Raw genomic sequence first — 16,818 nt, forward strand, 5'->3', positions numbered from 1 at the left:
AGCCAGACGGGGGGATATCAGAAAAACTATTTCTTGCTTTTTGCCACCAGATCCAGAATCAGCGGCGTTAGAATCAATTCAATTGCCATACCCATTTTGCCACCAGGAACAACGATAGTATTGGGACGGGACATAAACGATCCGTTTAGCATGCTAAGTAGATAAGGGAAAAAATCAGCACCGTGATAATCACGAAAACGGATAACGACCATACTTTCATCCAGTGCAGGAATATCCCGTGCAATGAATGGATTGGAAGTATCAACTGTTGGCACACGCTGGAAATTAATGTGTGTACGTGAGAACTGAGGGGTAATGTAATGAACGTAATCGTGCATGCGACGCAGAATGGTATGTGTCACCGCTTCGCACGAATACCCTCTCGCAGCAGTATCACGGTATATTTTTTGAATCCATTCCAAGTTAACAATTGGAACCACACCCACCAGCAGATCTACATACTGGCCGACATCCGCTGTATCACTCTTCACTCCGCCATGCAGACCTTCATAGAACAACAGGTTTGTGCCAGGTGCAATTGTCTTCCAGGAAGTAAATGTACCGGGTTTCTGATTGTAGGGTTTGGCTTCCTCTTCATTATGCAGATAAAGACGAATTTCTCCAGATCCACTTTCTCCATATGTCCGGAATAAGGTTTCCAACTTTTCAAACTCATTGGCTTCCGGACCAAAATGGCTGATAGGCCGCCCGCCACTCTTTTCCGATTCTTCAACCACTCGCTTCATGGATTCACGGTCATAACGATGGAAGCTGTCACCTTCTACCACAGCAACATTCAGTCGTTCACGCCGAAAAATATGCTCAAAACTTGCCTTGACAGTAGATGTTCCGGCTCCGGAAGATCCAGTTACAGCGATAACAGGGTGTTTCTGCGACATTTGTTTTTATCTCCTAAATATAAAAAATAATTTCCAGCAATTAGTAGACAGCTATTCAGTCACCGCATAGCGAATGATGCTGCTCATCAGCCTGCAGTTACCAATGAATTCGATATTCTTCATTTAGTACAATGTGGATTTTTCCCTGCAATATTCGCTTGTTTCTGTAATTGTTGCGCTTTTGGTAAATATGCCTGCAGATTCTGGATACGGGACGCGTGCGAAGGGTGGGTGGAAAGGAATTCTATCGGTGCATCCTGGCTGGCCTGCTCCATCTTTTGCCACAGTTTTACACTTTCCGACGGGTTGAATCCTGCCTTGGCCATCAAGTCCAGACCAATCATATCCGCCTCGGATTCCTGTAATCTGCTATACGGCATAATAATCCCATACTGTGCCCCAATCCCCAGCAAACCGATTGCAGTTTGCCCCAACGTAGATTGAGGTGCAGCAACTGCCTGGACAAGCGATATTCCCAGGTTTGTTCCAACCTGTTGAGATAAACGTTCATTACTATGGCGAGCCATCACATGCCCGACTTCATGACCAATGATAACTGCCAGCTGATCCTGGTTATCCACCAGATTGAGTAAGCCAGTATGCACACCAATTTTCCCACCAGGCAACGCAAATGCATTCAGTGACTGGTCTTTAAATACGACCACTTCCCATTCACCCCCCACTTCCCGGGTAATTGCGCTGGCAACACAACTGACAAACCGATTACTCACCGCATCATGACTGATCTGCTTTTCACGCTTCAAAGTATCAAATGCCTGTAGACCCATGCTGTTTACCTCTGTATCCGGCATAAATACAAGCTGCGTTCGGCCGGTAGGAGAAGTTGCACAGGCTGTCAGAAAGTTGATCCACAGGAAGGCGAACAATAACTTCATCATTAATGTACTCATTCTTCTCTCCCGACCATAACCAGATATAAATCGATCATATGTTCAGCCCCAATTCAGAGCAAATCCCCTGCGCGGATTATCAATCAACAAGAATACAAATGGATGCACTAATCATTCTTCTGCTCCCAGCTCCAGCGCCCGTTTACGCGACTGCTCAGCATCCTCTTCGGAAGGTTGCCGGACAACCCAGCCTGCTAAGTGTGTTTGAATCATGTCTCTCATCGCTTTAATCCACTCCGGATGTTCATTGAGGCTGGGAATGTAGTGAAATTCCCCCCCTCCGGCCTCGGTAAAGGTTGTTTTACCTTCCATTGCGATTTCCTCGAGTGTTTCCAGACAGTCCGAGACGAATCCTGGGCAGACAACATCCACCCGCCCGGTTTCCTGTTTGCCTAATTCTTTTAGAACTTCTGAAGTATAGGGACTCAACCACTGAGAAAAGCCAAAACGCGACTGGAAGCATACTTGATACTGGTCATTCGTTAGTTCCAGTGCCTCAGCCAGTAATCGCCCGGTTTTTTGACATTCACAATGATAAGGATCGCCCATCTCCAGAGTTTTACGCGGCACACCGTGAAAGCTGATAACCAGCTTGTCAGGCCTCCCGTGTTTCTCCCAGTAATCACGAACATTCTGCGCCAATGCTGCAATATAGCCCGGATCATCGTGGTAGTGCTTGACGGTGCGAATATCAGGGATATTACGCATCTTTCCCAACTCAGTAAAAACACTATCCAATGCACAACCGGCGCTACTGGCAGCATACTGGGGAAATAATGACAGCACCAAAATCCGGCTGCAACCCTGCTCTCTCATCCGCTGTAACCTCTCTGCGATAGATGGATTGCCGACAATCATTGCATATTCAACTATCGGAACCGAATTGAGCTGTTTCTTCAGTAAAGCTGCGACAAGTTCTGTCTGACGCTCGGTATGTATTTTCAGTGGAGAACCTTCTGGCGTCCAGATTTGCGCATACTTCTTTGCTGATTTACCTGGCCGGATATTCAAAATAATACCGTTCAGAATAAGCCACCACAACCAGCGCGGGAACTCCACAATACGAGGCTCACTCAGAAATTGTCTTAGATAGGTTCGCAGGGACTTGGCATTCGGAGCATCTGGCGTACCCAGATTAATCAGCAGAACACCGACTCTATCAATTGAACCGTGTTGATAAGCCGGCTCCGGTAATATTATTCGTGACATAAAAATAGAGGGCGGGATATTACGACAGATTATTTGAAAGCAGGCGGGCAGTTATATCAACAATAGGGATAATGCGCTCATAAGCCATACGTCGTGGACCGATCACCCCCACAGTACCTACAATTTTACCTTCCATTTCATAGGGTGCAGTTACCACACTGATCTCTTCCAGCATGGTTTCATCAGACTCACCACCAATAAAGATTTTAACGCCGCACGCCTGGCGACTTAATTCCATTAACTGCAACAACTTTGATTTTCGCTCAAACAGCTCGAATAATTGTTTCAAACTAGACAGATTTTCCGATAAATCACGAACATCAAACAGTTTGTGTTCTCCGGCAATCACCACTGCTTCACTGCTTTCCTGCAGCGCAGCATTACCTATTTCTATTGCCGCATTCATAAGATCTGTCATATTCCGGCGCAACTGTGTCAATTCGTGCTGTAACCCGGAACGAATTTCTTCCAGCGCACAACCAGCATAGTGCTGATTGAGAAAATTCCCAGCCTCAATTAGGTCAGACTGGTTATAAACCGTTTCAGTAAAAATAATCCGGTTCTGAACATCCCCCTCTGGCGTTACCAGAATCAGGAGAATCCGTTTTTCAGATAATGGCACAAATTCAATATGGCGAAATACCGCCCCTCCCATTCGCTTGGGTGTTACCACCACACCAACAAACTGGGTCAAATCTGAAAGCAAGCGAGAGGTAACATTAATCAAATGCGATGGGTTATTTGGGTGCATCCGGTTTTCCAGTAGAGTAATCTGTTCATTATCCAGAGATTGCACCACCAACAAGGTATCAACAAAAAAACGGTAGCCAAGTGTGGTTGGCATACGCCCGGCAGATGTATGCGGGCTGGAAACAAACCCCATTTCCTCCAGATCAGTCATTACATTACGAATCGTGGCCGGACTCAGATCCAGTCCTGAAAACTTGGCGAGCGAACGCGAACCAACAGGTTGGCCTTCATGGATATACCGTTCAACCAAGGTTTTAAGCAGAATTTTCGCGCGTTCGTTAAGCATATATTTATTTTACACGAATCGGTCCTGCCACGAGCAGAGACAGCCTAAAGCGGGGATTTCAAATGCTACATATAAGTGGAATACAGTTTTTCAACTCATTTTTACTTTTTTGGGATAGGCTACGGTAATATCCAGTACTTACAATCACTTGAATTCATCCTGATCACCTGCAGCAGGAATCCGGATATTTTTACTGTTCCACCTCCCTTTTCATACATGGGCAGCACTTTATTCAAAACAATCGCATTGATCGGGAAACACAAAAATCCCGATATCATGACGCCTCTGCTGAATCTGGCAGAATATCTGACTGATCGGGGCACCAGCGTGGTACTGGATGATTTAACAGCCGCGCATATTGGCAAAAACCAATATCCCGTAGTGGCTCTGGAAGAAATCGGCAGACAGGCTGATCTTGCAATTGTGCTGGGGGGAGATGGCACCATGCTTAATATTGCTCGTACACTTGTTCCATTTAGTGTTCCGTTGATCGGTATCAATCAGGGCAGATTAGGATTTCTGACAGATCTTACAGTCGATACCATGTATGCAACCCTGAATGACATGCTAGCGGGCCAATTTATTGTAGAGAACAGGATGCTGCTCACCACCGAAGTCACACGTCATGGGGAAAGCGTCTTTAAAGAACTGGCTTTCAACGATGTAGTGCTTCATCGCGGCATCAGCAGTGGCATGATCGAGCTTGAGGTCCATATCAATGGAGAATATGTTTATTCTTTAAGATCAGATGGCCTCATTATTGCAACCCCTACCGGATCAACAGCCTATGCACTTTCCTCCGGTGGGCCGATCCTGCACCCAGGACTCAACCTGATGATATTGGTTCCTGTCTGTCCGCATACACTTAGCAACCGTCCGATCGTAATCGGTGCAGATGCAGTCATTGAAATCAAAATTCATTATACAACTGAGACAAAGATCTATACAGATAGCCATTCCTGGTTTGATCTGGGCGAGCATGACAGAGTACTGGTTCGGCGCTGTCCGGAAACAATAAAACTTCTGCATCCCGTCCATCACAGTTACTACCGTATGCTGCGGGAAAAACTCGGTTGGAGCAGCATCCTTCAGAAAAATAGCCGTTAGTATCCATCCATGTTGCAAAACCTATCTATTCAGAATTTCGTTATAGTTGATTACATTGATCTGCTCTTCAAACCCGGTTTTACCGTTCTGACAGGTGAAACAGGTGCAGGAAAATCCATTCTAATCGACGCACTGGAACTTGTATTAGGCAGACGCGCCGACACAAGTCAAATCAGGCATGGCTGTAAACGTGCCGAAATTACCGCACAATTTGATGTAAGCGCCATTCCTGCGCTACAGACATGGTTACAGGAGAATGCACTGGAAGACGAAACCGGCATTTGTCTGCTGCGCAGAATCATGGAAACCAGCGGACGTTCGCGTAATTTCATCAATGGACACGCTGCCACCCTGCAACAATTGCGAACAGCAGGTGAATGGCTGGTTGATATCCATGGTCAACATGCACACCAGTTGCTGATGCAGGGCCACAAACAGCGCGAACTGCTCGACACCTGGGCCGGTGAATCAGATCTTGCCCGGCGAGTCGCCTCCTCCTATCGGCACTGGCAAGATCTATGTCAGCAAAGACTCTCGTGGAAACAGCAAAGCGAGCAAAATATACGAGAGCACGAACTTCTGTCATGGCAACTGCAGGAACTGACTGCTCTGCACTTTTCATCTGAAGAATGGGAAACCCTGCAAGCAGAACACAACCGGCTGACGCATACAGCCAGCCTGCTGGAAACTGCTCAGTCCAGTCTGGAAGCATTATCGGAAAGTGAAGCAGCGGTATTGCCACAACTTAGCGCAGTGATCACCCACCTACGCAGCTTGTCGAATATTGACAAAACACTCGAACCAATTTGCAGCCAGTTACAATCATCACAAATACAACTTCAGGAAGCAGTATATGAACTGAAATACTATCAGCAACATCTGGACATTGATCCCCGCAAGCTGCAGGAAATCGAGACACGTATTGCTGCTATCCATGGAACGGCCAGGAAATATCGCGTCTCTCCGGAAATGCTACCGGAGCTATTGGAAACAACCAGACAGCGTCTGGAGGTAGTGGGAAACATTTCAAACAACGAAATGTTGGCAGAAGCAGAGAAATCTGCTCGCAATGATTATAAAAATCTTGCAGACAGATTAAGTCAGGCAAGGCAGAGTGCGGCAAATCAGCTGTCCGAGCAAGTCACAGAATCCATGCAGGCGCTGGCAATGGACGGTGGTCGCTTCAATGTGGCATTGATACCAGTGCCATCGGGCAATCTGCATGGCCTGGAGCAGATCGAATTTCAGGTATCCGCCCACAAAGATCTGCCATTGCGGCCACTGAATAAAGTAGCCTCTGGCGGTGAGTTATCGCGTATCAGCCTGGCGATTCAGGTTATTACAAGCAAGATTGGCACCACTCCCACTCTTATTTTTGACGAAATAGACACCGGCATAGGTGGACGCATCGCTGAAATAATCGGTAAATTGCTGCATCAACTGGGAGAAACGCGGCAGGTAATCAGTATTACTCATCTTCCGCAGGTAGCGGCCAAAGGCGATCATCATTGGCGTGTATCTAAAACTGCCGGAATAGATGATAACCAACTGCCAGCTAGCCATATTGCAGAACTTGATGCAGCAGAAAGAGTTGAGGAAATTGCTCGTATGCTGGGTGGTGAAAATCTGACCGCTACCACACTTCAGCACGCAACAGAAATACTGGGTTAGACAGATCAAATCAACCGCAATAGAATTTTATTCCACTTTTTCTTTCTGCTCCTCGGCTGATGCGACGTAGGTAATCAGCTTCTCCGGTTGCGAGTTCTCATGACAAACCATTTTTCCTTCAACTACAGCACCTTGGTGAATTTTTATAGTTTTGTAGTAAATATCCCCGGTGATTTTTGCACCAGGCTGTAGTTCAAGACTCTCATCGGAGTGAATCGGTCCTTTGACGATTCCATTAATCACCAGATACGGCACCTTGATTTTTCCTTCAATCACCCCTTGTTCACTCAACACAAGCAAGGAATGCTGCTTATTGCCCGCCGCCATGATGCTACCGCTGATACGGCCATCAACCCGCAATCCGCCAGCAAACTGGATATCACCGGTAATCACGGTATTTTCCCCGATTAACGTATCGATATCACTGACTACCCTACGTTTTTTTCCGAACATTCCCCGATTCCTTTTGAGATAACTGAATCGTTTTTGTCAGCACTGCTTCATTTAAACCATTCTCATAGATAAAAACCTGCAAATTTTTCACTACCGTATCAGCTGGTATTTGGAAGCTTTTCTCCAGTCTGTGGTAGAAGCGAAAATTTATTGGAAATTCTTTGGATGCATTCTCGTCTACAAGAGAAATGAATTTTTCTTCACCATTCTGAAGCAACCCAACCACAAACTCCAGTTTACCGTTGAATTCTTTTGAACGCTGACTACCTTGGGCAAGTAATAGTGTATACAGGTATTCACCAGGAAGCTGACCTTGTTCAAGCGTAAAACGATGAATAACCAGTTCGGCGCCAGGTAAATCCTCATTACCGGAAACCATCTGCTGAAATAAGCTCAGGTCCTCTCTCAGGCGCTCATTTTCCTCATCCAGAGACTTAACCTGCTTTACCAGATCAGCGCGGGTCGCGTTGCTGATCTGCAGCTGCCTGACAAGCTCTGCAAGCTGTGAGCAAAGAGCAGAATCATATTTCTCTAGACAACTGTTCGATTCCAGTATCTGTTCGAGAACCGGATCGGCTACAACGTTACTGGCTGGTTGAGCCGCTCCCTGCCCGACCATGTACATTCCATAAGCAAGCAAGGCTACCAGTAATATCCCAATAGCCGCTATCAGCAAACGTCGATACCAGGGAACATGAGGACGTATAACCACCCTGGGTGCATTAATATTTTTTTTGTTATGCAGCAATTCGTTCCCTTATTCTTTAGAAATTCCCAGGGTATTACTATGCATATATTATCTGCAATATGACGTTCTTTCAGTCACTTCACTCTTTAATCACAAACTGCTAGGGTAGCAACGGAATATGCTGAATGCCCATCTTCTCTGGCAGCCCATACATAATATTCATATTTTGAACAGCCTGTCCGGCAGCCCCTTTAACCAAGTTGTCAGTAACCGAGAGTATTACCGCAGTATCGCCATTCCGGGGACGATGAACTGCAATCCGGCAGAAATTTGAACCACGTACAGAACGTGTTTCCGGATGGCTGCCTGCTGGAAGAACATCAACAAAGGGTTCATTAGCGTAACGGCTTTCATATAAAGCTTGTAAATCAACATCTCGGGTCAGTCTTGCATACAATGTGGCATGAATGCCCCGAATCATTGGGGTTAGATGAGGCACGAAAGTCAGGTCAATCGGCTTACCTGATCTTTCGGATAAGCCTTGTCTGATTTCAGGTAAATGACGGTGACCCGCTACGGCATAAGACTTGAAATTGTCTGATGCTTCTGCATATAGTGTGTGTATTTCGGCCTTGCGCCCTGCTCCGGAAACACCTGATTTGGTATCGGCTATCAGATGATTCTCATCAACGGCCCCTGCTTCGATCAGCGGGATAAAACCCAGCTGCACCGCTGTTGGATAGCAACCGGGATTAGCAATCAATCTTGCATTCCTGATTTTTTCACGGTTAACTTCGGGTAAACCATAGACTGCTTCAGCCACCAATTCAGGAGCTGTGTGCGACATGCCATACCATTCCTCCCATTCCGCAACGTCTTTAATCCTGAAATCAGCAGACAGATCAATAACTTTTATTCCAGATCCAAGTAATGCACTTACCTGTTGCATGGCAATACCATTTGGCGTTGCGAAAAAGACGACATCACATTTTCCAAAGTCTACCTTGAGCGGATCACTGAATTTAAGCGTAATCTGTCCGCGCAAACTGGAAAAAAGATCGTCAACTCCTGTTCCAGCCTCTTGACGAGAGGTAATAACTTTAAGCTTGGCTTTCGGGTGCTGTGCGAGAATACGTAATAACTCGACACCCGTATAACCTGTCCCACCTACAATACCAACATTAATCATCTCTAGGAAACAACAGCTAAAAAATTAATTTTTTATCAAAAAGCAGTCGGTATCTTGTGTTGTGAACCCAATACGAAAAAGCCGCCCAACAAAGAGGGCGGCTTTTTCGTATTCTCCAGAAAACAACAACAATCACCGTTTAGAAAACTGTTTGCGACGTCTTGCTTTACGAAAACCAACCTTCTTCCGCTCTACTTCACGTGCATCTCTTGTTACAAAACCTGCTTTACTTAGAACCGACTTTAGCGTTTCATCATAATCGATCAACGCACGGGTAATGCCATGCCTGACCGCACCAGCCTGCCCGGATTCTCCACCCCCGCGTATGTTGACCATAATATCCAGATTAGTACTGTTCCCAGTCAGCTCCAATGGCTGACGGATAATCATCCGCCCTGTTTCACGAGAAAAATACTCATCGGCAGGTTTGTGATTTACCGTGATAACACCTGTACCTGATTTAATAAAAACCCGTGCAACTGCACTTTTTCTACGGCCGGTTCCGTAGTTATATTGAATAGCCATAATTTATAAGATTAAGCGTTAATTTCCAGTGACTGCGGTTGCTGAGCCGCGTGAGGATGTATATCCCCGGCATAAATTTTCAATTTCTTTATCATGGCATACCCAAGTGGACCCTTGGGTAACATACCTTTCACAGCTTTTTCAAGTGGCCTGGCAGGAAAACGCGCATGCATCTTTTTAAAGGTGGTCTCATAGAGCCCCCCGGGATAGCCACTGTGACGATAATATATTTTATCTTCCGCCTTATTACCAGTGACTCTCAATTTATCCACGTTGATAACCACAATATAATCACCAGTATCTACGTGCGGTGTATAAATAGGCTTATGTTTGCCACGCAAGCGATGAGCAATAGCTGCCGCCAATCTACCCAGAACTTTATCGGTTGCGTCAACCACAAACCACTCGTGCTTTACTTCATGTGGCTTGGCAGAAAAGGTTTTCACTGAATTTCCTTTGTTTTTGTAGTACAAGATAACCGTGAATTATGAGTTAGCGCATTAAGAATGTCAAATTTGCATCCAGGCAAGCTGGATTCAAGAAATACATGCTGCAAAGTCGGAGTATAATGAAGCTTTTGCTGACCCTCATGAAACAGTTTATCCTCTTCCTGTTCTTATTGATGCCCGTTTTTCCGGCATGGTCACAACAGCCGGAACTGTCAATTGCTGCCAAATCCTTTACTCTGACCGATTTTCACAGCGGCCAGACACTCGCCAGCTCCAACCCGCATGAACGACTGGATCCTGCTTCGCTCACCAAGCTGATGACAGCCTACGTTGTCTTCTCCGCGCTGAAGCAGGAACGTATCAAGCTGGACCAGGTCGTGCCCGTATCCAAAAAAGCCTGGCGCATGGCAGGATCACGTATGTTTATCGAGCCAAACAAACCAGTAACTGTTGATGAGTTAATTCATGGGGTAATTGTACAATCAGGGAACGATGCCTGCGTTGCCCTAGCAGAGCTGATCGCCGGTTCAGAGGATCTGCTTGTGCACATGATGAATGAAGAAGCAAAACGCCTGGGCATGCACAACACGCATTTCACCAACTCAACTGGTCTGACTCATCCTGATCACTACAGCACAGCTAATGATCTGGCATTATTGGCAGGCGCCATTATTAGGGATTTTCCAGAATACTACCCGCTCTACTCCTTACGCGAATATACCTACAACGGCATTACCCAGCAAAACCGTAACCGCCTTCTATGGACGGATCCTAATGTTGACGGCATGAAAACAGGGTGGACGGAAGCTGCCGGATACTGCCTGGTTACCTCAGCAAAACGTGATCATCGGCGCCTTATCTCTGTAGTGATGGGTACCGCTTCACCTAATGCACGCAGCATTGAAAGCCAACGCCTGCTAAATTATGGGTTCCAGTTTTTCGATACGGCACACCCTTACAAAAAGAACCAGCCGGTCGCAAATGTTCAAATCTGGAAAGGCACACAAAATAAAATAAAAGTCGGCTTTAATCAGGATATCTATTTTTCACTCCCTAAAGGTAAGGTCGAAGGGGTAAAGGCTCGAATGGAATATCGCCAGCCACTTATTGCACCCATTGATCAAGGCCAGGAAATAGGAAAGGTAAAATTTGTCCTGGATGGATTGGAAGTGGCCACTTACCCCCTGGTTGCTCTGGAAGCTGTTGATACAGCCAATTTCTTCGGGCGCGCATGGGATAATCTGAAAATGCTGTTCAACTAATCTCGCGGACAATAAAAGCATGATTTATCTCAACGGAAAATTTCTACCAATAGAACAAGCTACGGTTCCGGTACTGGATAGAGGTTTCATTTTTGGAGATGGGGTCTATGAGCTTATACCAGTCTATTCGCGCAAACCGTTCCGGCTGAACGAACATCTTTCCCGCCTGCAGTACAGCCTTGATGGGATACGCCTCCAGAATCCACATACTGAAAAACAATGGATTGATCTGGTTACACGCATAATTGAGCTGAACGAATACGATGACCAGTATCTTTACTTGCATATTACTCGTGGCGTAGCGAAACGTGATCACGCATTCCCTCACGGAATAACACCAACCGTCTTTATGATGAGCAGCCCTCTACTGACACCGCCCGAAGGATTGCTCGCATCCGGAGCATCGGCTGTCACTGCACAAGACAATCGCTGGGGTCGCTGCGATATCAAGACCATTTCTCTCTTGCCTAATATATTATTACGCCAGCTTTCAGTGGATGAGCATGCCATGGAAACCATCCTGCTGCGCAATGGATTGCTGACCGAGGGAGCAGCCAGCAATATTTTTATTGTGAAAGGCAACCAGCTGCTGACCCCCCCCAAAGATCATCGTATATTGCCTGGTACCACCTACGATGTGGTACTGGAACTGGCCGTAACTCATGACATTCCTCACGCAATAAGAGATGTCTCAGAGACTGAATTACGTACCGCTCAGGAAGTTATGCTCACCTCTTCCACTAAAGAGATCCTTCCCATTACCCGACTCGATGGGCAGTCGGTTGGCAATGGTGTGCCCGGCCCCATATTTCAGCAACTCAATCGGCACTATCAAGCATATAAACAGACAGTAATGCGCGGATACACCTCGCCCCAGTAATACAATCTCATGACAGAAGAATCGCTTATTGAATATCCTTGTGATTTCCCAATAAAAATTATGGGGAAGGCACAGCAGGGATTCACTCAATCCATGCTGGCCATTGTCAAAACACATGCTCCTGACTTTGACGATACAACTCTCGAAGTTCGTACCAGTAAATGCGGAACTTACCTGAGCCTTACCTGCACAATCCGCGCAACTTCGCGCACACAGCTGGATTCTCTCTATCAGACACTGCATAACCACCCAATGGTAACGATGCTTCTGTAGGCTGATCAGTGTTCGATATCATCATACTCACCACGAGTAATAAGCCCATTCTGTAGAAAAACACATGTCCCACCCTGAACAACGGGCATGCAAACTAAAAAACTGAATCACGCTCCAAAAACAGGCTATATGTTTACCGTTACAGTAAAAAACATGGGGATTACGGAATACCTCACAGCCTGGCAGGCCATGAAAGATTTTACGCAGCAGCGTACTCGTGAAACTCCTGATGAGATCTGGCTATTGGAACACCCTCCAGTTTACACTCAGGGAATTGCCGGGAAACCTGAGCACCTGCTTTTTCCTAGCAACATCCCCGTCATCAAAACCGACCGAGGGGGGCAAATAACCTATCACGGCCCCGGGCAAATAATCATGTATCTATTGCTGGACTTACATCGCTGGCAGCTTGGTATCAGACAACTGGTCAGAAAAATGGAAGGGGCCGTGATAAACTTGATGGATGAATACGATATCGTTGCAAACGGCAGCCAAGATGCGCCCGGAGTGTACGTCAACGGCGCCAAAATTGCCTCGTTGGGACTGAAAATAAGACGCGGCGCGTGCTACCACGGTATCGCCTTTAATGCAGACATGGATCTTGCTCCCTTTGTTGCAATCAATCCTTGCGGTTATCCCGGCTTGCGTGTCACACAGGCAAAAGAGCTCGGCATATCGGATAACAAAGAAGTACTTGCTGGCAAACTGGCACAGAATTTTATTGCTCAACTAACCCATAGGATAATCACCCCCCATGGTCGCTGATACCCACCAAAGAGGCACCGCCAAAACGGCACGCAACCCAATTAAAATTGATCTAGAACAATCCGGCCAGCTATTGCGCAAACCCTCCTGGATTCGCGTGCGTTCGCCTAACAGTCAGAGATACCAGGAAGTAAAACGCCTGCTGCGCGAGAATAAATTACATACCGTCTGCGAGGAAGCCTCCTGCCCGAATATTGGGGAATGTTTCGGGCGCGGTACGGCAACCTTCATGATACTCGGTGACTTATGCACCAGGCGTTGCCCGTTCTGTGATGTAGCGCATGGGCGGCCCCATGCCCCCGATCCGGATGAACCTATGCATCTGGCCAAATCTATCGCAGTGCTGAAACTCAATTATGTTGTCATCACAAGCGTGGATCGCGATGATCTTAGAGACGGAGGGGCACAACACTTTGCAGATTGCATCCGCGCAATTCGCGCTCAATCTCCACAAACACGGATTGAAATCCTGGTCCCGGATTTTCGTGGCCGACTGGAAATCGCACTGGAGAAACTATCTGCCTGTCCACCTGATGTGATGAACCATAACCTGGAAACTGTGCCGCGCTTATATAAGCAGTGCCGGCCGGGCGCAGACTACGTACATTCATTGCAATTGCTCAAGGATTTTAAAGCAGCTTCCCCTCATATTCCGACCAAATCCGGTCTGATGCTGGGGCTGGGGGAAACCGATGAAGAAATTATCGGGGTTATGCAGGATTTACGCGCACATCAAGTTAATATGCTAACCATTGGCCAATATTTACAACCCAGCATTGGTCACCACCCGGTCATGCGCTATGTTTCACCCGAAGATTTTAAAACCTTCGAACGCATTGCCACCAATCTTGGATTCAGCCACGCTGCTTGCGGTCCAATGGTACGCTCCAGCTATCATGCTGATCAACAAGCGCACGAAGCCGGGATTGAATAAAGCAGAGATATACTGAAGAAGACATGCTATATAGTGCCACCCTGGACAGCCTCGGTACTGCATGCTTCATCCAGCTCGGATGCGGCATCATCATGATTCATACCAACCGGGCTGTCAGGAAGTAACTCCTCATCAAATGCCTTGTCCCCTTCTTCCGTCGCAATACCATGTGGTTTGATTCCGACAAAATCATAGCGACTGGTATCCGCCAAGTGTGAAAGCTGAATATTTTGTAAAGCTGTAAACATCGTTTCAAGCCGACCGGGGTATTTCTTGTTCCATTGCTGCATCATTTCCTTAATTACCTGCCGCTGCAGGTTCGGCTGCGAACCACATAAATTGCAAGGAATAATAGGAAACTGGACAAGCTGGGCATAAGCAGCCAGATCTTTTTCCTTGCAATATGCCAGCGGTCGAATTACCACATGACACCCGTCATCACTTACCAGTTTGGGAGGCATTGCTTTCAGTTTGCCCCCATAAAACATATTCAGGAAAAAAGTCTCCAGAATATCGTCGCGATGGTGTCCCAGGGCAATCTTGGTTGCCCCCAGCTCGGTTGCCACCCGGTAAAGCACTCCTCTACGCAAACGGGAACACAGGCTACAGGTCGTTTTCCCCTCAGGAATCACTCGTTTTACAACACTATAGGTATCCTGTTCAACAATACGAAAGGGCATATTTATTTCTGACAAATAACCAGGCAATACATGCTCAGGAAAACCCGGCTGCTTCTGGTCCAGATTAACTGCAATCAGTTCGAAATCCAGTGGCGCATGTGCTTGCAAATTGCGCAAAATATCCAGCAGCGCATAGCTATCCTTTCCACCGGACAAACACACCATAATCCGGTCACCGCTCTCAATCATATTAAAATCGGCAATAGCCGTGCCAACAAGCCGCCTCAGTCTTTTACGCAACTTATTAGTGCTGTATTCGGATTTTCTGGAAAATGTATCCGTAATCATATGAATTTATAGAAAAATAAAATAAGAAAGCTATCAAAAAAATCAGCCAGGTAACTATTTCACACAAAGTTAAGGAAAGAACATTTGTATAAATTAACACTTGAACAATACAATAATTAGTTGTTTCTGCTGTCTATCACGGATATATGAGAAAGTCGGTTATAGTTATATCTTCAAGGTTTCATATTTGTTGAATAACGACACCACTCAAGCAAAAAATTATAACAATGTAACGACTGCCAGCCAGGGATCAGGGAGAACGTTATACACGCTATCAATGTCCAACCGCGCAAGAAACAATTCCATTTTTCTAAATGCCCAGGATACGCGCTTATCATTAATTGTTCAGTCCCAACCAATTCAAGCGAATACAAGGCAAAACCATATCGGAGAGCACATGAAAAAACAACTCAATAAATTCTTTACCCGTTCCCTGCTAACCATCGCACTAACAGGCGTCGCCAGCACGGCAGTGGCTGCAACCATGGAAGTGTATAAAAGCCCAACTTGTGGCTGTTGTGCCAAATGGGTGGATATCATGCGCGACAACGGATTCACCGTTAACATCCATGATGTCGGTAACGATAATGCCAGAGTAGAAGCTGGCATCTCCACCGAACTGGGGTCGTGTCATACCGCCCTGGTTAATGGCTATGCCATAGAAGGGCATGTTCCGGTTGATGACATCAAACAATTACTGAAAGAACGCCCGAGAGCAGTCGGCCTGTCAGCCCCCGGAATGCCACATGGCTCCCCGGGTATGGAAACCGGACGTGTTGACACCTATAACGTGCTGCTAATCAGAAAACCTGGAGACAAACGTAGCGCAGCAGAAATCTACAACCGATATGGTCCGGGCAAATCACAGACAGATAAAATACCTGAAAATAATACAACCAAATCAATTCTAAGACTTAAATAACGTGATACCTGCAAGAGCCGTAGCGCTCATGTCATTGTTACTTATTGCTGCCTGCTCAGAGCAAACTGACACTCGCTCGGCAGGCAGCGCCTTAGATCGTATTTTGGGCAGGGATATATCTCCGGAACAGATCACACGCGATTTTGACCCCGATCAAGTTGCACATGGCCAAACACTTTTCCAGAAAAACTGTGCGGTGTGTCACGGTCAGAATGCGGAAGGCACTCCGGATTGGCGCAAACCACTGGAAAATGGCAGATACCCACCACCACCACTGAATGGCACTGCACACGCCTGGCACCATTCCACCGAAGAACTGAAACGCTTTATACTAAACGGCGGCCCTCCGGGAGAAGGTCGTATGCCTGGTTGGGAAGGGATCCTTACAGATCAGGAAATTGATGACATCCTGATCTGGATAAAATCCCTGTGGCCGGATGAAGTCTATCAGGGCTGGTACACCAGAATCGAGAACAGGCCAAAATAGTAGACGTAATACTGCTCAGCTATTTCATACCCTAGAGCATTTTTGGCTTACTTGTTTACATATCCACATGAAGCGAAGTAGTTGGCACACTCCTCCGGAGTGAACAGATCCAACACTTTGCCGATCTGTGCCCATAAGGCATCCATGGTTCGTTTGGCGGCTTTGCGTAATAGGGCTTTGAGTTTGGAGA

The 16,818-nt window shown here is 46.5% G+C and carries 19 protein-coding genes and 1 pseudogene; 9 read left to right on the forward strand and 11 right to left on the reverse strand.

Annotation, left to right across the window (positions count from 1 at the left end; genetic code table 11):
- Positions 1-26: 26 nt before the first annotated feature.
- The 4 genes from C8R14_RS01600 to hrcA form a co-directional block, all read right to left on the reverse strand.
- The gene (locus C8R14_RS01600) at positions 27-899 is read right to left on the reverse strand and encodes a phosphoribulokinase (RefSeq protein WP_011633867.1); all 873 of its coding nucleotides are present in this window, start codon (positions 897-899) and stop codon (positions 27-29) included.
- 119 nt (positions 900-1,018) lie between these two features.
- A complete protein-coding gene (locus tag C8R14_RS01605; protein ID WP_011633866.1) occupies positions 1,019-1,810 on the reverse strand; it encodes a M48 family metallopeptidase in 792 nt (263 codons plus the stop codon).
- A gap of 111 nt (positions 1,811-1,921) precedes the next feature.
- Positions 1,922-3,019 carry a ferrochelatase gene (gene hemH, locus C8R14_RS01610; RefSeq protein ID WP_011633865.1) on the reverse strand — a complete coding sequence of 366 codons (1,098 nt, stop codon included), beginning with the start codon at positions 3,017-3,019 and terminating at the stop codon, positions 1,922-1,924.
- A gap of 19 nt (positions 3,020-3,038) precedes the next feature.
- On the reverse strand, positions 3,039-4,055 hold the full coding sequence (gene hrcA, locus C8R14_RS01615) for a heat-inducible transcriptional repressor HrcA (protein WP_011633864.1): 1,017 nt from the start codon (positions 4,053-4,055) through the stop codon (positions 3,039-3,041).
- Between the two features lie 216 nt (positions 4,056-4,271).
- On the opposite strand from hrcA, the gene C8R14_RS01620 reads away from it, so the two are divergent.
- Both C8R14_RS01620 and recN read left to right on the forward strand, forming a co-directional pair.
- Complete coding sequence (locus C8R14_RS01620) at positions 4,272-5,162, forward strand: NAD kinase (RefSeq protein WP_011633863.1); 891 nt, start codon at positions 4,272-4,274, stop codon at positions 5,160-5,162.
- A 9-nt stretch (positions 5,163-5,171) separates the two neighbouring features.
- Entirely contained in the window at positions 5,172-6,833 is a 1,662-nt protein-coding gene (gene recN, locus C8R14_RS01625; RefSeq protein WP_011633862.1) for a DNA repair protein RecN, read from the forward strand.
- 27 nt (positions 6,834-6,860) lie between these two features.
- Here recN and C8R14_RS01630 read toward each other — a convergent pair whose 3' ends face one another.
- The 5 genes from C8R14_RS01630 to rplM all read right to left on the reverse strand — a co-directional run bounded on the left by C8R14_RS01630 (position 6,861) and on the right by rplM (position 10,134).
- On the reverse strand, positions 6,861-7,286 hold the full coding sequence (locus C8R14_RS01630; RefSeq protein WP_011633861.1) for a bactofilin family protein: 426 nt from the start codon (positions 7,284-7,286) through the stop codon (positions 6,861-6,863).
- Entirely contained in the window at positions 7,267-8,034 is a 768-nt protein-coding gene (locus C8R14_RS01635) for a DUF6776 family protein (RefSeq protein ID WP_011633860.1), read from the reverse strand. Before C8R14_RS01635 ends, C8R14_RS01630 begins: the two co-directional genes overlap by 20 nt.
- A gap of 100 nt (positions 8,035-8,134) precedes the next feature.
- Positions 8,135-9,163: an N-acetyl-gamma-glutamyl-phosphate reductase gene (gene argC, locus C8R14_RS01640; RefSeq protein ID WP_011633859.1), complete on the reverse strand. Its 1,029-nt coding sequence runs from the start codon at positions 9,161-9,163 to the stop codon at positions 8,135-8,137.
- 132 nt (positions 9,164-9,295) lie between these two features.
- Positions 9,296-9,688, reverse strand: coding sequence for a 30S ribosomal protein S9 (gene rpsI / locus C8R14_RS01645; protein WP_011633858.1), 393 nt, complete (start codon positions 9,686-9,688; stop codon positions 9,296-9,298).
- 11 nt (positions 9,689-9,699) lie between these two features.
- Positions 9,700-10,134: a 50S ribosomal protein L13 gene (rplM, locus tag C8R14_RS01650; protein WP_011633857.1), complete on the reverse strand. Its 435-nt coding sequence runs from the start codon at positions 10,132-10,134 to the stop codon at positions 9,700-9,702.
- Between the two features lie 122 nt (positions 10,135-10,256).
- Between rplM and C8R14_RS01655 the strand changes: the two genes are divergently transcribed.
- The 5 genes from C8R14_RS01655 (at position 10,257) to lipA (ending at position 14,251) form a co-directional block, all read left to right on the forward strand.
- On the forward strand, positions 10,257-11,399 hold the full coding sequence (locus C8R14_RS01655) for a D-alanyl-D-alanine carboxypeptidase family protein (RefSeq protein WP_011633856.1): 1,143 nt from the start codon (positions 10,257-10,259) through the stop codon (positions 11,397-11,399).
- A gap of 19 nt (positions 11,400-11,418) precedes the next feature.
- Positions 11,419-12,279: a D-amino acid aminotransferase gene (locus tag C8R14_RS01660; protein WP_011633855.1), complete on the forward strand. Its 861-nt coding sequence runs from the start codon at positions 11,419-11,421 to the stop codon at positions 12,277-12,279.
- A gap of 9 nt (positions 12,280-12,288) precedes the next feature.
- On the forward strand, positions 12,289-12,552 hold the full coding sequence (locus tag C8R14_RS01665; protein WP_011633854.1) for an HP0495 family protein: 264 nt from the start codon (positions 12,289-12,291) through the stop codon (positions 12,550-12,552).
- A gap of 87 nt (positions 12,553-12,639) precedes the next feature.
- Positions 12,640-13,317: a lipoyl(octanoyl) transferase LipB gene (lipB, locus tag C8R14_RS01670; RefSeq protein ID WP_011633853.1), complete on the forward strand. Its 678-nt coding sequence runs from the start codon at positions 12,640-12,642 to the stop codon at positions 13,315-13,317.
- Complete coding sequence (gene lipA, locus C8R14_RS01675; protein WP_011633852.1) at positions 13,307-14,251, forward strand: lipoyl synthase; 945 nt, start codon at positions 13,307-13,309, stop codon at positions 14,249-14,251. Before lipB ends, lipA begins: the two co-directional genes overlap by 11 nt.
- Before the next feature lie 26 nt (positions 14,252-14,277).
- Here lipA and ttcA read toward each other — a convergent pair whose 3' ends face one another.
- On the reverse strand, positions 14,278-15,219 hold the full coding sequence (ttcA, locus tag C8R14_RS01680; RefSeq protein ID WP_011633851.1) for a tRNA 2-thiocytidine(32) synthetase TtcA: 942 nt from the start codon (positions 15,217-15,219) through the stop codon (positions 14,278-14,280).
- 397 nt (positions 15,220-15,616) lie between these two features.
- Between ttcA and C8R14_RS01685 the strand changes: the two genes are divergently transcribed.
- Entirely contained in the window at positions 15,617-16,141 is a 525-nt protein-coding gene (locus tag C8R14_RS01685; protein WP_074709721.1) for a DUF411 domain-containing protein, read from the forward strand.
- A 28-nt stretch (positions 16,142-16,169) separates the two neighbouring features.
- Positions 16,170-16,628, forward strand: coding sequence for a c-type cytochrome (locus tag C8R14_RS01690; protein ID WP_011633849.1), 459 nt, complete (start codon positions 16,170-16,172; stop codon positions 16,626-16,628).
- Positions 16,629-16,675: 47 nt separating this feature from the next.
- On the opposite strand, the pseudogene C8R14_RS13970 reads toward C8R14_RS01690, so the two are convergent.
- Positions 16,676-16,818 (reverse strand): annotated as a pseudogene (locus tag C8R14_RS13970) (IS630 family transposase); the annotation flags it as partial.

It is taken from the genome of Nitrosomonas eutropha, assembly GCF_003201195.1.
In the GTDB taxonomy this organism is placed as follows: Bacteria; Pseudomonadota; Gammaproteobacteria; order Burkholderiales; family Nitrosomonadaceae; genus Nitrosomonas; species Nitrosomonas eutropha.

What these genes read in the sequence shown, in the direction of transcription:
- C8R14_RS01600 (WP_011633867.1), bottom strand. Translation starts at nt 899, where the DNA reads ATGTCGCAGAAACACCCTGTTATCGCTGTAACTGGATCTTCCGGAGCC.
- C8R14_RS01605 (WP_011633866.1), bottom strand. Translation starts at nt 1,810, where the DNA reads ATGAGTACATTAATGATGAAGTTATTGTTCGCCTTCCTGTGGATCAAC.
- hemH (WP_011633865.1), bottom strand. Translation starts at nt 3,019, where the DNA reads ATGTCACGAATAATATTACCGGAGCCGGCTTATCAACACGGTTCAATT.
- hrcA (WP_011633864.1), bottom strand. Translation starts at nt 4,055, where the DNA reads ATGCTTAACGAACGCGCGAAAATTCTGCTTAAAACCTTGGTTGAACGG.
- C8R14_RS01620 (WP_011633863.1), top strand. Translation starts at nt 4,272, where the DNA reads ATGGGCAGCACTTTATTCAAAACAATCGCATTGATCGGGAAACACAAA.
- recN (WP_011633862.1), top strand. Translation starts at nt 5,172, where the DNA reads ATGTTGCAAAACCTATCTATTCAGAATTTCGTTATAGTTGATTACATT.
- C8R14_RS01630 (WP_011633861.1), bottom strand. Translation starts at nt 7,286, where the DNA reads ATGTTCGGAAAAAAACGTAGGGTAGTCAGTGATATCGATACGTTAATC.
- argC (WP_011633859.1), bottom strand. Translation starts at nt 9,163, where the DNA reads ATGATTAATGTTGGTATTGTAGGTGGGACAGGTTATACGGGTGTCGAG.
- rpsI (WP_011633858.1), bottom strand. Translation starts at nt 9,688, where the DNA reads ATGGCTATTCAATATAACTACGGAACCGGCCGTAGAAAAAGTGCAGTT.
- C8R14_RS01655 (WP_011633856.1), top strand. Translation starts at nt 10,257, where the DNA reads ATGAAGCTTTTGCTGACCCTCATGAAACAGTTTATCCTCTTCCTGTTC.
- C8R14_RS01660 (WP_011633855.1), top strand. Translation starts at nt 11,419, where the DNA reads ATGATTTATCTCAACGGAAAATTTCTACCAATAGAACAAGCTACGGTT.
- C8R14_RS01665 (WP_011633854.1), top strand. Translation starts at nt 12,289, where the DNA reads ATGACAGAAGAATCGCTTATTGAATATCCTTGTGATTTCCCAATAAAA.
- lipB (WP_011633853.1), top strand. Translation starts at nt 12,640, where the DNA reads ATGCAAACTAAAAAACTGAATCACGCTCCAAAAACAGGCTATATGTTT.
- lipA (WP_011633852.1), top strand. Translation starts at nt 13,307, where the DNA reads ATGGTCGCTGATACCCACCAAAGAGGCACCGCCAAAACGGCACGCAAC.
- ttcA (WP_011633851.1), bottom strand. Translation starts at nt 15,219, where the DNA reads ATGATTACGGATACATTTTCCAGAAAATCCGAATACAGCACTAATAAG.
- C8R14_RS01685 (WP_074709721.1), top strand. Translation starts at nt 15,617, where the DNA reads ATGAAAAAACAACTCAATAAATTCTTTACCCGTTCCCTGCTAACCATC.
- C8R14_RS01690 (WP_011633849.1), top strand. Translation starts at nt 16,170, where the DNA reads ATGTCATTGTTACTTATTGCTGCCTGCTCAGAGCAAACTGACACTCGC.